This is a genomic window from Curtobacterium oceanosedimentum (assembly GCF_040545555.1).
In the GTDB taxonomy this organism is placed as follows: Bacteria; Actinomycetota; Actinomycetes; order Actinomycetales; family Microbacteriaceae; genus Curtobacterium.
Genome location: NZ_JBEPMD010000006.1, coordinates 83,548 through 98,725, shown reverse-complemented (window position 1 = coordinate 98,725; position 15,178 = coordinate 83,548). Strand labels below are relative to the sequence as shown.

The window sequence follows — 15,178 nt, the reverse complement described above, 5'->3', positions numbered from 1 at the left end:
CATGGCCAGGGCACTGCTCGTCGTCGACGTCCAGAACGACTTCACGGAGGGCGGTGCGCTCGGTGTGACCGGTGGCGCAGCCCTCGCGAAGCGGATCAGCGCCTTCACCGGCCGCCACGGGGACGAGTACGACCTCATCGTCGGATCGCGTGACTGGCACCACGGCGACGACGACAACGGCGGACACTTCGCCGGTCCCGAGGGGCCGGACTTCGTCGACACGTGGCCGGTGCACTGCGTCGCCGGTACCCCGGGCGCGGAGTACCACCCGGACCTCGACGCGAGCGTGATCGACGTGCACGTGTACAAGGGTCGGGGGCGTCCGGACTACTCGGCCTTCCAGGCGAGCACCGACGACGGCACCGCGCTGCCGGGCCTGCTCGCGGAGCGTCGGGTGACGACGGTCGACATCGTCGGGATCGCCACCGACCACTGCGTGCGCGCCACGGCGCTCGACGCGCGGGCCGCCGGGTACGACGTCGCCGTCTACGACGACCTCGTGGCCGGTGTGGACGCGGAGCGCAGCGCACACGCCCTGGACGAGATCAGCGCGGTCGGCGGGCACGTCGACCACAGCGACATGGACGAGGGGCTCGCGAACCCCGGAGGAGCAGTACTGTGACCACCACCCGAACGACCACCGGCCCGACCACCACCGTCGCCGACGAGCACGTCTCCGTCGCCGACGTCCCCACCGGGCTGTTCATCGGTGGCGCATGGCGTCCCGCGAGCGGCGGCGCGACCTTCCCCGTCCGCGACCCGAGCACGGGCGAGGTCCTCGCCGAGGTCGCCGACGCCACACCCGAGGACGGCATCGCCGCGCTCGACGCCGCCGTGGCAGCGCAGGAGGGGTGGGCGGCGACGGCACCGCGCACGCGCTCGGACGTCCTGCGCCGGGCGTTCGACCTGGTGCACGAGCACGAGGACGACCTCGCGGCCCTGATGACGCTCGAGATGGGCAAGCCGCTCGCGGAGTCCCGCGGCGAGGTCGCCTACGGCGGCGAGTTCCTGCGGTGGTTCTCGGAGGAGGCCGTCCGCATCTCGGGTGACTACCGCACGAACCCGGAGGGCACCGGTCGCGGCATCGTGCTCCGGCGCCCGGTCGGCCCGGTCTACGCGATCACGCCCTGGAACTTCCCGCTCGCGATGGCGACCCGCAAGATCGGTCCGGCGCTCGCCGCGGGCTGCACGGTCGTGCTGAAGCCGGCCGACCTGACCCCGCTGACGACGCTGTTCCTGGTCGAGCTGTTCCGTCGAGCCGGCCTGCCCGACGGGGTGCTCAACGTGGTCCCCTCCCGTGACGCGAAGGTGCTGTCCGAGCCGATCATCGCCGACCGCCGCCTGCGCAAGCTCACCTTCACGGGCTCGACCCCGGTCGGGTCGGCGCTGCTCAAGCAGGCCGCCGACAACGTGCTCAAGACGAGCATGGAGCTCGGCGGCAACGCACCGCTCCTCGTCTTCGACGACGCCGACCTCGACGAGGCCGTCGCCGCGGCGATGCAGGCCAAGTTCCGCAACGTCGGCGAGGCCTGCACCGCCGCGAACCGCTTCTTCGTGCAGGAGGGCATCGCAGAGGCCTTCACCGCGGCCCTCACCGCGAAGGTCGAGGAACTGCGCATCGGCCGCGGCACCGAGGACGGCACCACCATCGGCCCGCTCATCGACGACCGTGCCGTGGACAAGGCCGCCGGACTCGTCGACGACGCCGTGCAGCGGGGTGCTCGACTCGTGACCGGTGGGGAACGGATCGACCGCCCGGGCACCTTCTACGCGCCCACGGTGCTCGACGAGGTCCGGCCGGGGTCGGACATCCTCACCACCGAGATCTTCGGCCCGGTCGTGTCGATCACGCGCTTCGTGACCGAGGAGGAGGGCATCCGCCTCGCGAACGACACCGAGTACGGGCTGGTCGCGTACGCGTTCACGACGGACTTCCGCCGGGGGCAGCGGCTCGCCGAGCGCCTGGAGACCGGCATGCTCGGCCTGAACACGGGCGTCGTGTCGAACGCGGCGTTCCCCTTCGGCGGGGTGAAGTCCTCGGGGCTCGGTCGCGAGGGCTCGCACGAGGGCCTCGAGGAGTACCTGGAGTCGGTCTACGTCCTGACCCCGGACCCCTTCGCCGCCTGACCCCTCCGCACGACCCGCGGGATCGACGCGACGGACGTGCGCGGGATCGACGTCAGACCAGCAGCTGGTGCTTCGCCAGGTCGCGGTAGAGCGGGGTGGACTGCACGAGCTCGGAGTGCGTGCCCGTGCCGACGACCCGACCGTGCTCGAGCACGACGATGACGTCCGAGTCGACGACCGTGGACAGCCGGTGCGCGATGACGAGCAGCGTGCGGTCCGCCGCGACGGCGTCGATCGCCAGGCGCATCTTCTGCTCGTTCACCCCGTCGAGCGACGAGGTCGACTCGTCGAGCAGCAGGATCGGGGGAGCGGCGAGCAGTGCCCGGGCGATCGCCAGCCGCTGCCGTTCACCACCGGAGAGCATGACGCCGTCCTCGCCGACCTGGGCGTCGAGCCCGCGCGGGTCACGGTGCAGCACGTCGCCCAGGTTCACGGCCTCGAGCACGCGGACGCACTCGGCCTCGGACGCGTCGGGGGAGCCGAGCAGCAGGTTCGCCCGGATGGTGCCGGCCAGCACGGGAGCGTCCTGCTCGACGTACCCGATCTGCGCACGGAGCTCGGCGCGGTCGAGCCCGCGGACGTCGACGCCGCCGAGCCGGATCACGCCCGAGGTCGGGTCGTAGAAGCGCTCGATGAGCGCGAGGGTCGTGGACTTGCCGGCGCCGGAGGGGCCGACCAGTGCGACACGCGAGCCGCGGGGCACACGGAACGACACGTCGTCCAGCACCACGTCGTCGGCCGGGCCAGTGTCGTCGGCGTCCGCCGCGCCTCCAGACCGAGCAGACGGAGCAGACGGAGCCGGCGCACCCGCCGCACCGTCCGCGCCGGACGCATCCGCGGCCCGCGCGTAGCGGAACGTGACGTGCTCGAAGGCGATCGCGTCGTCGCTCTCGGTCGCCGCGGCGACCCGGACGGCCGCGTCGTCCTGGTCCTCGGTCGGCAGGTGCAGGATCTCCTCGATCCGGCCGAGGGCACCGAGCGCCTGGGCGACGGCGACGGCCGCGCCGAGGGCCTGACCGAGCGGCATGACCATCATGAAGAGCAGCAGGATGAAGGTGATGAGCGTGGCGATGGTGATCTGCCCGGCGGCGACCTGCGCCCCGCCGACGCCGAGCACGGCGATGAACGCGACCTGCATCACGATGCTCGCGACGGGGACGACGAACGCGGACATCTTCGCGATGTCGAGGCCGCGGCGGTAGGCCTCGGTCGCGTGGCCGTCGACCTCGGCGACCTCGCGGTCGGTGGCCCCGGCGGCACGGATGGTCCGGACGGCGCCGATGCCCCGCTCGACCGCGGCGGTCAGGTCGCCGACCTTCTCCTGCGCACGCTTCGACGCGATGCGGATGCGTCGGCTGAGCCCACCGACGACGACGATCGCGACGAGCACGATGACGACGGTGATGCCGAGCAGCAGGGGGTCGATGACGGCCATCGCGACGATCGCGCCGACGAAGGTGAGCGCGCCGCCGATCGACTCGATCAACCCCTGCGTGAGCACCGCGCGCAGCAGCGTGGTGTCGCTGCCGACGCGGGACACCAGGTCGCCGGTGCGGCGGGTGTCGAACTCCGAGATCGGCAGGTTCAGGATGCGGGCGATGAGCTTGCGGCGGGTGGAGAGCACCACGCCCTCGCCGGCGCGCTGGAGCAGGAAGTGCTGCACGCCGTTGAGCACACCGGACACGAGCACGAGGGCGACGAGCGCCCACACCAGGATCGAGAGCGTCTGGCCGCGCTGCACGGCGGTGACGACCTGGTTCACGAGCAGCGGCTGCGCGAGCGAGGCGCCGGCTCCGAGGACGCTCAGCACGATGATCACGGCCATCGCGGGCTTGTTCTCGAACAGGTAGGTCAGCAGGCGACCGAAGCTCGCGCGGGGTCCCTCGGACGGCTTGCGGCGTGCGGAGAAGAGGCTCATCGTTCCTGGTTCCTGCCGCCCGTGCGGGGTGTGCTGGCGGCCGTCGTCCATCTTCGCACCGTCCCGTGGGAGCGGGGTGCGTGGGAGCGGTGCGTGGTGCGGCCCGCTGTCGTACGACACCCGCGTCGTCGTGCGACAGCGGGCATGTCGTTCCGCAGCGGCACGACGCGCCGACACACGCGAGCGCGCCCACACCGCCCCGCACACGACGGACGGGAGGCGCGGCGCCGGACCGGCACCGCGCCTCCCGTCCGTCGGGTGGTCGCGTCAGGACCCGCCGGTCATGCCCGCAGGTCTGCCGGGGCCGCGTCCGGCGAGCCGGCCGCGTCGGCCTCGTCGAGCCCGGCACCCTTCGTCTCGCGGACGAAGAACAGCGCGACCACGGTCACGACGGCGGCGAGCGTCAGGTAGAGCCCGACCCACACGATCGTGCCGTCCGGCTGCCACAGCGCCAGGGCGATCGTCGGCGCGAGCGACGCCCCGAGGATCGACGCCACGTTGTACGCGATCGCGGACCCGGTGTAGCGGACGTTGGTCGGGAAGAGCTCGGGCAGCAGCGCGCCCATCGGCCCGAACGTCAGGCCCATCAGCGACAGCCCCACGATCAGGAAGGTCACGACGGTGATCGGTCCGGTCGACGCCGCGAACCAGACCTGGAACGTCAGGCCGAACAGGGCGATGCCGATCGTGGTGGGGATGAGCGTGCGACGACGGCCGTACTTGTCGGCGAGCCACCCGGCGATCGGCGTGAAGATGCCGAAGAACACCACACCGATCATGAGCAGGGTGAGGAACTCGCCGCGGCTGTAGCCCAGGCCGACCTTCGGCACGAGCGGGCCGGCCTCGGCCGCGGTGGTGCCGTAGGACAGCGTGAACGTCGTCATGAAGTAGAAGAGCACGTAGGTGGCGACCATGCCGAAGGTCCCGATGATCAGGGCCTTCCACGAGGTGCGGAACACGCGACCGAGCGGCACCTTGGCGACCGAGCCGGACTCCTGCACGCCGCGGAACACCGTCGACTCGACGAGCTTGAACCGGACGTACAGGCCGACGATCACGAGCACGGCCGAGAGCAGGAACGGGATGCGCCAGCCCCACGCCTGGAAGTCGGCGTTCGGGGTGCCGTCCGCACCGGCGGGCATCGCGGCGTTGATCGCGATGAACAGGCCGTTCGCGAGCAGGAAGCCGATCGGGGCGCCGAGCTGCGGCATCGACCCGAACACGCCACGCTTGCCCTTCGGGGCGTTCTCGGTCGCGAGCAGCGCCGCGCCGGACCACTCGCCACCGAGGCCGACGCCCTGGGCGAAGCGCATCACGGCGAGCAGGACCGGCGCCCAGATGCCGATCGACGCGAAGGTCGGCAGGCACCCGATCAGGAACGTCGCCGTCCCCATCACGAGCAGCGAGGCGACGAGGGTGGCCTTGCGGCCGACGCGGTCGCCGAAGTGGCCGAAGACGATCGACCCCACGGGACGGGCGAAGAACGCCAGGGCGAACGTGACGAAGGACGACAGCTGCGAGGCCGTCGGGTCCTCGTTCGGGAAGAACAGGGTCGGGAAGACGAGGACGGCAGCGGTCGCGTAGACGTAGAAGTCGTAGAACTCGATCGAGGTCCCGACGAGGCTGGCGATGATCACGCGGGAGCGCGGGTTGCCGGTGGGCTTCGTGTCGGTCGTGGCGGCGGGTGCCGGGGCGGCGGTCATGTACGGGGACTCCGAGGGGAGCGCTCAGGGGGAGCGCGGCGGTGTGCCGAAGCTGCGGACACCGGTCGGTCGCGCTTGGTGGCGCGTGCTCGGACCGGGTGCGTTCGGTGGGTGGTGGGACCGCTCGTGACGGGACCCTCACCTTACGACACCCGTCGCGCAGCTGGAAATCGGCCGGGAGGACCGTGGCCGCGTCCGCGCGTCGCGGAGCGTCGGTCAGCTGGCCGGGTTGGTCAGTTGGCCGCGCCGGCCTCGAGGTGCGCGGGCAGCTGGTGCCCCATCCGGTCCCGCTTGGTGTCGAGGTACCCGGCGTTCTGCGCGACGACGCCCACGACGAGCGGGACGAGCGAGGAGACCTCGATGCCGTGCTCCTCGAGCTGCCGCCGCTTCTCGGGGTTGTTCGACAGCAGGCGCACGCGCGAGATGCCGAGGTCGGCGAGGATGCCGGCGGCTCCGCCGTACTCGCGCGAGTCCGCCGGCAGCCCGAGCGCGAGGTTCGCGTCGAGCGTGTCGAGGCCGTCCTCCTGCAGGCGGTAGGCCTTGAGCTTGTTGATCAGGCCGATGCCGCGTCCTTCCTGCCCGCGGAGGTAGACGACGACACCGCCCTCGGTGGCGATGGTGTCGAGCGCGGCGTCGAGCTGCGGACCGCACTCGCACTTCAACGACCCGAACGCCTCGCCGGTCAGGCACTCCGAGTGCACGCGCACGAGGGCGTCGTCGCCGGGAGCTGATCCGTCCGGCAGTGCGGCGATGATCGCGACGTGCTCGGCGCTCGTGACGAGGTCGCGGTAGGCGCGCATCTCGAACGTGCCGTGGGTGGTCGGGACGGTGGTCGCGACCTCGAACTGCACCGGGCTGCCCGGGGTGGGGGAGGTGAGGGCGTCGGTCATGGGGAGCTCCGGTCGTTCTGTGCCTGGTCGGGGGTCCCGGTCGTGGCGGCCGTCGACGTCGCGTCGCCGGGCCGGGCGGTGCCGGTCCGGGCGCGGTGGGGTCGAGCGCGGACCAGGAGGTCGGGTCCCAGGCTGGTGGTCGATGTGATGTCCAACGGGTGGCGGTCGCCGATGCTTCCCACGCCGACGTCCCCGATCGCGACGCGCGGGCCACCGAGCAGCACGGGCGCGAGGTACACGAGCAGCTCGTCGACGAGGCCGGCGGCGATCAGTGCGGAGGCGACGGTGGGGCCGCCCTCGACGAGGACGCTGTGCACCCCGTGGTCGCGCAGGGTGCGCAGCGAGGCTGCCAGGTCGTGTCCCGGCAGGGCCACCAGGCCTCGGGGGTGGCGTCGGACGGCGGCGTCGTCGGGTACCGGTCGGTCGCCGACGACGACGGGGAGCGGCTGGTCGGCGAGCAGTTCGCCGGCGTCGCCGCGCGCGGTGAGGCTCGGGTCGTCGGCGAGCACGGTGCCGGTGCCGACCAGGATCGCGTCGTGTGCGGCCCGCTGCTCGTGCACGTGCTGTCGCGCGGCGGCGCCGGTGATCCACTTGCTCGTGCCGTCCGCAGCGGCGGCGCGACCGTCCAGGCTGGCGGCCCACTTGACGGTCACCCACGGGCGCCCGGTGCGGACGGACAGGAGCCAGCGCTCGAGGAACGCCTCGGCCTCGTCCTCCAGGACGCCGCTGACGACGTCGACACCGGCCGCACGGAGGCGTTCGGCACCGCCGCCCGCCTGCTCGCCCGGGTCGTCGACCGCGTGGACGACCCGGCCGACGCCGGCCTCGATCAGCGCGAGTGCGCAGGGGCCGGTACGGCCGACGTGGTTGCACGGCTCGAGGGTGACGACGGCCGTGGCGCCCCGCAGCTGTTCGGCGGGCACCTTCGCCATCGCGTCGACCTCCGCGTGCGGGGTCCCGGCGCCCTTGTGCCAGCCCTCGGCGAGGACGTCCCCGGCGGGGGAGAGCAGCACGGCACCGACCCGCGCGTGGTCACCGACGACGGGTCCGCGCGCGGCGAGTTCGAGCGCACGACGCATCGCCCGGAGTTCCTCGGGGCGGGCGCGCGGGTCGGACGGTGACATCACGCTCCGACACTACCGACGAGGCGTCGGTGACGTGTCACCCTGCTGTCCCCTGTCAGCGAACGACGCCGCCGGCCAGGGCAGGTCGGACGCCGGGACGCCGTCGGCGCGACGGAGACCGGTCCAGGCGGTCGTGGGCCCGCCGTCGCGGTCGGGGATCCGGGCGGTCCCGGTGCCCGTGAACGAGAAGCCGGTCGCACGGGCCACCGAGGCGGAGCCGACGTTGCCCTCGTAGCACTCCCAGTACACGTCGGGCGCCCCCTGGGAGAACGCCCACTCGACGACGAGTTCGACGGCCGCGTGCATCAGCCCCTCGCCCCGGGCCGTCGGTGCGAGCCAGAAGCCGAGGTCGCGGTGTTCGGTGCGGAACGACACCACGCCCTCGAGCCACGTCGACCCCGGTCGCCGGATGCCCCACGTGTACTCGCGGTCGGACGCCCATCCCGGACCGACCAGGGCGTCGACGAAGGTCTGGGCGTCGCGGGCGGTGTACGGCGTCGGGACCGTGGTCCAGCGCACGACTGCCGGGTCCTGGCAGCCCTGCGTGACGGCCGCCGTGTCGGACCGTGTCGGCACCGTCAGGTGGACCCGGTCCGACGACAGTGTCACGGGGAGCATCGTCAGCCGCGCGAGCGGGGCACGAAGCCGATGTGGTCGTACACCCGGGCGAGGGTCGCCTGCGCGATGGACTCGGCGCGCTCGGCACCGACCGCGAGCAGGCGGTCGAGCTCGGCCGGGTCGTCGAGCAGTTCGAGCGTGCGGGCGCGCACCGGCTCGAGCTCGGCGACGACTGCGTCGGCCACGGCGCCCTTGAGGTCGCCGTACCCCTTGCCGACGAACTGCTCCTCGAGCGACGCCACCGGGGTCCGCGTGAACGCCGACAGGATCGCGAGCAGGTTCGTCACACCGGGCTTCTCCTGGCGGTCCGCCCGGATCTCGCGCTCGGTGTCGGTGACCGCCGACCGGATCTTCTTCGCCGTGCGCTTCGGCTCGTCGAGCAGGCGGATCAGCCCGTTGTCCGACGCGGCGGACTTGCTCATCTTGCTGGTCGGGTCCTGCAGGTCGTAGATCCGCGCGGTCTCGGTGCCGATCTGCGCCTTCGGCACCACGAAGGTGTCGCCGAAGCGCGAGTTGAAGCGGGTCGCGAGGTCGCGGGTGAGCTCGACGTGCTGCCGCTGGTCGTCGCCGACCGGCACCACGGCGGTGTCGTAGAGCAGGATGTCCGCGGCCATCAGGATCGGGTACGTGAAGAGCCCGACCGACGCGGCCTCGGTGCCCTGCCGCGCCGACTTGTCCTTGAACTGGGTCATCCGACTCGCCTCGCCGAAGCCCGTCAGCGTGTTGAGGACCCACGCCAGCTCGGCGTGCGCCGGCACGTGCGACTGCACGAAGAGGGTCGACTTCGTCGGGTCGATGCCGGAGGCGATGTACTGCGCCGCGGTCGCCCGGGTGCTCGCGCGGAGCTCGGCCGGGTCCTGCGGGGAGGTGATCGCGTGCATGTCGACCACGCAGTAGATGGCGTCGTGGTCGTCCTGCAGGTCGCGCCACTGCATGAGCGCCCCGACGTAGTTGCCGAGGTGGAGGGACCCGGCCGACGGCTGGATGCCCGAGAAGATGCGCGTCTTCGTCATGGAGGTGTTCCTGTACTGCGTGGAGTGGGAGGAGGTCAGAGTTCGTAGTCGACGACCACAGGAGCGTGGTCGGACCACCGCTGGTCGTAGGCCGCAGCACGGTCGACCGTGTAGCTCGTGACCTTCGCCGCGAGGTCGGGGGTGGCCACCTGGTAGTCGATGCGCCAGCCCGAGTCGTTGTCGAAGGCCTGTCCGCGCCACGACCACCACGTGTAGGGCCCGTCGACGTCGCCGGCCTGCTCGCGCCCGACGTCGACCCAGCCGAGGCCCGGCCCCGTGGACCCGTCGGCACCCTCGACCTGCTCGCCCTCGGCCCCGAAGAACCGCGAGAAGTAGGCGCGCTCGCGGGGCAGGAAGCCGGCGCGCTTGACGTTGCCCTTCCAGTTCTTGATGTCGCGCTGGTCGTGCCCGACGTTGAGGTCGCCGACGACGACCGCGAGCGGGTTGTGCGCGCGCAGGGCGGGCAGTCGCTCGGTCATCGCGTCGAGGAACTTCCACTTCTCGTCCTGCTTGGGGGTGTCGACCTCGCCCGAGTGCACGTAGCAGGAGACGACCGTGACCGTGGTGCCGTCGAGCTCGTAGTCGGCCTCGATCCAGCGGCCGGCGGAGTCGAAGTCCGACGGGCCGAGCTCGACGCGGTGGATGTGCGCGCGGTGCCGCGAGGCGATGGCGACCCCCGCGCGGCCCTTCGCCGTGGCCGGGTCGTGCACGATGTCCCACTCGTCGCCGAGCAGCCCGGCGAGGTCGTCGCTCGAGGCGCGGACCTCCTGCAGGGCCAGCACGTCGACGTCGCGCGTGTCGAGCCAGTCGCCCATGCCCTTGCGGAAGGCGGCGCGGACGCCGTTCACGTTGACGGATGCGAGGCGCAGGCGTGTCATGCCGACCACCCTACCGAGGCGCGCCGACGGCCCCGCGCGCCGCCGTTCCTGCGTCGGTGGAGCAGCAACTGTCGAGTGCGGACCGGCGACGCGACGTCTTCTGCTCCACGACGGCCGTGACCGCGCGCACGGACGGACGGGAGGCCCGTGGCTGCGCAGCCACGGGCCTCCCGTCCGTCGTGTTGTCGCGTGCGCGACCGACCTGCTCAGGCCGCGTCGTGGTCCGTCTGCAGGAACTCGACCAGGCTGTCGGCCGTCGTCTCGGCGTCGTCACCGGTCACCGTGAGGGTGACCTCGTCGCCGTTCTCGATGCCCAGGCCGAGGAGCGCGAGGATGCTGCCCGCGTTGCCGGACTTGTCGCCCTTGGCGATCGTCACCTGGTGACCGGACGCGGTGACGGTCTGGACGAAGAGGGAGGCGGGGCGGGCGTGCAGGCCGGACGCGCTGGCGACGGTGACGGTGCGGGTGGCTTCGGACATCGATGGACTCCTGTCGACGGGTGGTGCGCTCATGCTAGCGAGCACGTGGTGGGCGGTCCCGGGGACCGGCGCCGGTCAGTCGCGACCGGGCCAGAGGACCTCGGTGCCGGCGGCCTCGACCTCGCGCACGAGGTCGGCGTTCACGCCGGGGTCGGTGATGATCGTGTCGATCGCGGCGAGGGGGGCGACGCGGCCGAACTCCTCGCGGCCGAACTTCGTGTGGTCGGCGAGCAGGATGCTCCGGCGAGCGGACTTGATCATCGCGCTCTTCACGGCGGCCTCGGCCATGTTGTGGGTCGTCAGCCCGCGCTCGGGCGTGATGCCGTTGATGCTGATGAAGGCGACGTCGACGCTGACCATGCCGATGAGCTGGTGCGTCCACGTGCCGACGCCGGCGAGCGAGTCGCTGCGGATGTTGCCGCCGAGCAGGTGCAGGTCGATGCCCGACCGGTTCGCGACCGCCATGGCGACGGGCAGCGAGTGCGTGACCACGGTGAGGCCGCGGTCGGTGGGGAGCATCTCGGCCAGGCAGATCGTCGAGGTGCCGGCGTCGATCATCACCGAGCCGTTCTCCGGGAGCTCGGCGAGGGCGGCCTCGGCGATCACCATCTTCTCCGCCTGGTTGATCCCGCCGCGGTCGCCGACGCCCGGGTGCAGCGTGATGCGCTCGACGGGGATCGCCCCGCCGTGCGCCCGCCGGACCAGACCGCGGCGCTCGAGGCTCGTCAGGTCGCGGCGGATGGTCTCCGGGGTGACCTCGAGCAGCTCGGCGAGGTCCTTCACGTCGACCCGTCCCTGCGACCGGGCGCGCTCGACGATGCGCTGGTGGCGCTCTGGTGCGTACATGGACCTCGTCGTCTCGGTCGGCCTGCTCGGAACAGAACGGGCATGCTCGGGCAGATCAGCGCCGGATCCTTCCGGATTGCTTCGTCCGCCAGACGCAAACGGGCATCTGTTTCTGCATTTTTATCCCCGGATGTGTTTGTTTGTCAACGCGGATCGGGGTAGTGTGCTGCCAAGCCGCACGGGCGTGGTCCGTTCGTGTCGCTGCGCACCGAACGAACCACCCCCACCGTGAGCGCGTGGAGATGAAGGAGTCTCGAATGTCCGAACTGCTCGGCACCGGCGTCGGCCGCGGCGTCGCCCACGGCCCCGTGCTCCGCATGGCGGACCCGCTCGGCGAACCCTCGAAGGACGCGCTGGCCGGCACCGCGGACGACGCGAAGCACGCCGTCGCCGAGGCGCTCGCCGCCGTGGCCGAGGACCTCAACAAGCGCGGACAGCTCGCCGGCGGCGACGCCCAGGCCGTGCTCGAGGCGCAGGCGCTCATGGCGCAGGACCCGACGCTCCTCGACGACGTGCACGCCCGGATCGACGGCGGCACCAACGCCGAGCGCGCGGTGTTCGAGGCGTTCGGCCAGTTCCGCGACCTGCTCGTCGGCATGGGTGGCTACATGGGGGAGCGCGCAGCCGACCTCGACGACGTGGCGCAGCGCATCATCGCGAAGCTCCGCGGCGTCTCCGCACCGGGCGTCCCCGAGTCCGACACCCCCTTCGTGCTCGTCGCCCGTGACCTCGCGCCCGCCGACACCGCGCTCCTCGACCTCGACAAGGTGCTCGCCCTCGTCACCCGTGACGGCGGTCCGACCTCGCACACCGCGATCCTCGCCCGCGCCAAGGGCATCACCGCGATCGTCGGCGTCACCGGCGCCGACGACCTGGTCGACGGCACCCACGTCGTCGTCGACGCCGCGGCCGGCACCGTCGTCACCGACCCGTCGGCGGAGCTCGTGGCCGAGGTCGACCAGCGCATCGCGGACCGCCTCGCCGCCGCCGCCGCACCGCTCACCGCCGGTGCGCTCGCCGACGGCCACACCGTCCCGCTGCTCGCGAACCTCGGCAGCCCCGCCGACGCCGCGGGCGCCGTTGCTCTCGGTGCGGAGGGCGTGGGGCTCTTCCGCACCGAGTTCCTCTTCCTCGACTCGCCGAAGGCGCCGACCGTGGAGCAGCAGACCGAGTCGTACCGCCAGCTGCTCGAGGCGTTCCCCGGCAAGAAGGTCGTCGTCCGCGCGCTCGACGCCGGCGCCGACAAGCCCCTGCCGTTCCTCACCGACAAGGACGAGGAGAACCCGGCGCTCGGCCGCCGTGGTCTGCGTGCGCTGCGGAACCACGAGGAGGTCCTCCGCGACCAGCTCACCGCCCTCGCACAGGCCGACGCCGCGACCGAGGCCGACCTCTGGGTGATGGCCCCGATGGTCGCCGACGCCGAGGAGACCGAGTACTTCGTCGACCTGGCACGCGAGCTCGGTATCCGCACCGCCGGCGTCATGGCCGAGGTGCCCTCGCTCGCGCTCATGGCCGAGCAGGTCTTCGCGAACGCCGACTTCGTGTCGATCGGCACGAACGACCTGACGCAGTACACGATGGCCGCCGACCGCATGCTCGGCACCGTCGCGTCCTACCAGGACCCGTGGCACCCCGCCGTGCTGCGCCTCGTCGCACAGCTCGGCGCGGCCGGTGCCGACGCGGGCAAGGCCGTCGGCATCTGCGGTGAGGCCGCAGCCGACCCGCTGCTCGCCGTCGTGCTCGTCGGCCTCGGCGCCACCACCCTGTCCATGACCCCCGCGGCCCTGGCCGACGTGCGCGCCGAACTCGGCAAGCACTCGCTCGAGCAGGCCCGCGAGATGGCGACGGCGGCACTCGCCGCGAGCACCGCGGCGGCTGCCAGGTCCGCCGCGGCTGCCGCGCACGCCGTCTGACCCGACCAGCTCCACCCACGCAGCACCGCAGTACCCGCACCACCGCAGTACCCCTTCACACCGCAGCAGCACCCATCACAGAAAGCCAGGCACATGACAACGTCGTCCGTTGCAGCGCCCGACGCACCCGCGAAGTCGCGGGGCGGCGCACGCGTCGCCGTCCAGAAGTTCGGCACGTTCCTCTCCGGCATGGTGATGCCGAACATCGCGATCTTCATCGCATGGGGCCTCATCACCGCGTTCTTCATCGAGACCGGCTGGACGCCCGTGGGCGTCCTCGGCGGCTTCGGTGAGACCGACGGCGTGGCCAACATCGGTCTCGTCGGCCCGATCCTGACCTACCTCATCCCGCTCGCGATCGCCTTCCAGGGCGGCCGGATGATCTACGAGACCCGCGGCGCGGTCGTCGGCTCGATCATGGCGATGGGCGTCATCATCGGCGCCAACGGCACGATCATGATCCTGGGCGCGATGATCTGCGGCCCGCTCGGCGCCTGGCTCATCAAGCAGATCGACAAGATCTGGGACGGCAAGATCAAGCCCGGCTTCGAGATGCTCGTGAACAACTACGCGGCCGGCATCCTCGGCTTCGTGCTCGCGCTCGTCGGCTTCTTCTGGCTGGCGCCGCTGTTCAAGCTCATCGCCGAGGGCCTCGGAGCCGCGGTGAAGTTCCTCGTCGACAGCTCGCTCCTGCCGCTCGCGAGCGTCATCATCGAGCCCGCCAAGGTCTTCTTCCTCAACAACGCGATCAACCACGGCGTGCTCGACCAGCTCGGCGCGCAGCAGGTCCAGGAGTCCGGCAAGAGCATCCTGTTCCTGCTCGAGGCGAACCCCGGCCCCGGTCTCGGCATCCTGCTCGCCTTCACCTTCTTCGGTGTCGGCATCGCCCGTTCGACCGCTCCCGGCGCGATCCTCATCCAGTTCTTCGGCGGCATCCACGAGATCTACTTCCCGTACGTGCTGCAGAAGCCGGTGCTCTTCCTCGCCGTCATCCTCGGTGGCGCGACCGGGGTCGCGACCAACGTCGCCTTCCAGTCCGGCCTCGTCGCCCCGGCCTCGCCGGGGTCGATCATCGCCGTCCTCACCGCCACGGCGAAGGACAGCTACGTCGGCGTCATCCTGTCGGTCGTCCTGTCCGCAGCGGTCTCGTTCGCGGTGGCGTCCTTCTTCCTGCTCGCCAGCCGCAAGCGTGACCTGGCGAACGGCGGCGGCGACATGAGCGCCGCGATGGCGAAGCTCCAGGCCAACAAGGGCCGCGACGTCAACGCCGCGACCTCGGGCCTGCTCGGCAACAACTCCCCGGCCAACGAGGAGGAGGCCGAGGCCTCGCTCGGTGGTGTCGGATCGGCGTCCACCGCGACGGCCACCCGCGTCGAGAGCGTCGTGTTCGCCTGCGACGCTGGCATGGGCTCGAGCGCCATGGGTGCCAGCGTCCTGCGCAACAAGGTCAAGAAGGCGGGCATCGAGGGCGTCACGGTCGTCAACAAGGCGATCGCGAACCTCGACGGCACCGAGGACCTGATCATCACGCAGGAGGAGCTGACGGACCGCGCCAAGCAGAAGAACCCGAACGCGCAGCACGTGTCGGTCGGCAACTTCATGAACGCGCCGCAGTACGACCAGGTCGTCGACCAGCTCAAGAACCAGTAACGAAGTGCAGTATCGGAGG

General features: G+C 71.7%; 12 protein-coding genes and 1 pseudogene. 4 read left to right on the top strand and 9 right to left on the bottom strand.

What is annotated here, in order from left to right:
- Position 1 precedes the first annotated feature (1 nt).
- On the top strand, positions 2–622 hold the full coding sequence (locus tag ABIC52_RS08190; protein WP_354027073.1) for an isochorismatase family protein: 621 nt from the start codon (positions 2–4) through the stop codon (positions 620–622).
- Positions 619–2,127: an NAD-dependent succinate-semialdehyde dehydrogenase gene (locus tag ABIC52_RS08185; protein WP_435526073.1), complete on the top strand. Its 1,509-nt coding sequence runs from the start codon at positions 619–621 to the stop codon at positions 2,125–2,127. The genes ABIC52_RS08190 and ABIC52_RS08185 overlap by 4 nt, the downstream gene beginning before the upstream one ends.
- Before the next feature lie 52 nt (positions 2,128–2,179).
- On the opposite strand, the gene ABIC52_RS08180 is transcribed toward ABIC52_RS08185, so the two are convergent.
- The 9 genes and pseudogenes from ABIC52_RS08180 to ABIC52_RS08140 all read right to left on the bottom strand — a co-directional run bounded on the left by ABIC52_RS08180 (position 2,180) and on the right by ABIC52_RS08140 (position 11,596).
- Positions 2,180–4,045, bottom strand: coding sequence for an ABC transporter ATP-binding protein (locus ABIC52_RS08180; RefSeq protein WP_126891850.1), 1,866 nt, complete (start codon positions 4,043–4,045; stop codon positions 2,180–2,182).
- Positions 4,046–4,326: 281 nt separating this feature from the next.
- Positions 4,327–5,748, bottom strand: coding sequence for an MFS transporter (locus ABIC52_RS08175; protein WP_126891849.1), 1,422 nt, complete (start codon positions 5,746–5,748; stop codon positions 4,327–4,329).
- Positions 5,749–5,981: 233 nt separating this feature from the next.
- Positions 5,982–6,623: pseudogene (gene ribA / locus ABIC52_RS08170) on the bottom strand (GTP cyclohydrolase II); the annotation flags it as partial.
- Between the two features lie 11 nt (positions 6,624–6,634).
- Positions 6,635–7,762, bottom strand: coding sequence for a bifunctional diaminohydroxyphosphoribosylaminopyrimidine deaminase/5-amino-6-(5-phosphoribosylamino)uracil reductase RibD (gene ribD / locus ABIC52_RS08165; RefSeq protein WP_126891854.1), 1,128 nt, complete (start codon positions 7,760–7,762; stop codon positions 6,635–6,637).
- 12 nt (positions 7,763–7,774) lie between these two features.
- Entirely contained in the window at positions 7,775–8,371 is a 597-nt protein-coding gene (locus ABIC52_RS08160) for a GNAT family N-acetyltransferase (RefSeq protein WP_209678428.1), read from the bottom strand.
- A gap of 11 nt (positions 8,372–8,382) precedes the next feature.
- Complete coding sequence (gene trpS, locus ABIC52_RS08155; RefSeq protein ID WP_354027072.1) at positions 8,383–9,393, bottom strand: tryptophan--tRNA ligase; 1,011 nt, start codon at positions 9,391–9,393, stop codon at positions 8,383–8,385.
- Between the two features lie 35 nt (positions 9,394–9,428).
- Positions 9,429–10,271, bottom strand: a complete 843-nt coding sequence (locus tag ABIC52_RS08150) for an exodeoxyribonuclease III (protein WP_126891845.1) — start codon at positions 10,269–10,271, stop codon at positions 9,429–9,431.
- Positions 10,272–10,477: 206 nt separating this feature from the next.
- Positions 10,478–10,750 (bottom strand): HPr family phosphocarrier protein, encoded by a 273-nt coding sequence (locus ABIC52_RS08145; protein WP_066655121.1) that lies wholly within the window; start codon positions 10,748–10,750, stop codon positions 10,478–10,480.
- 75 nt (positions 10,751–10,825) lie between these two features.
- Positions 10,826–11,596: a DeoR/GlpR family DNA-binding transcription regulator gene (locus ABIC52_RS08140; protein WP_058728882.1), complete on the bottom strand. Its 771-nt coding sequence runs from the start codon at positions 11,594–11,596 to the stop codon at positions 10,826–10,828.
- Positions 11,597–11,853: 257 nt separating this feature from the next.
- Here ABIC52_RS08140 and ptsP point away from each other — a divergent pair, with 257 nt between their 5' ends.
- Together ptsP and ABIC52_RS08130 are read left to right on the top strand one after the other, a co-directional pair.
- The gene (gene ptsP, locus ABIC52_RS08135; RefSeq protein WP_126891844.1) at positions 11,854–13,509 is read left to right on the top strand and encodes a phosphoenolpyruvate--protein phosphotransferase; all 1,656 of its coding nucleotides are present in this window, start codon (positions 11,854–11,856) and stop codon (positions 13,507–13,509) included.
- A gap of 93 nt (positions 13,510–13,602) precedes the next feature.
- On the top strand, positions 13,603–15,159 hold the full coding sequence (locus ABIC52_RS08130; protein WP_126891843.1) for a PTS mannitol transporter subunit IIBC: 1,557 nt from the start codon (positions 13,603–13,605) through the stop codon (positions 15,157–15,159).
- Positions 15,160–15,178: the final 19 nt, after the last annotated feature.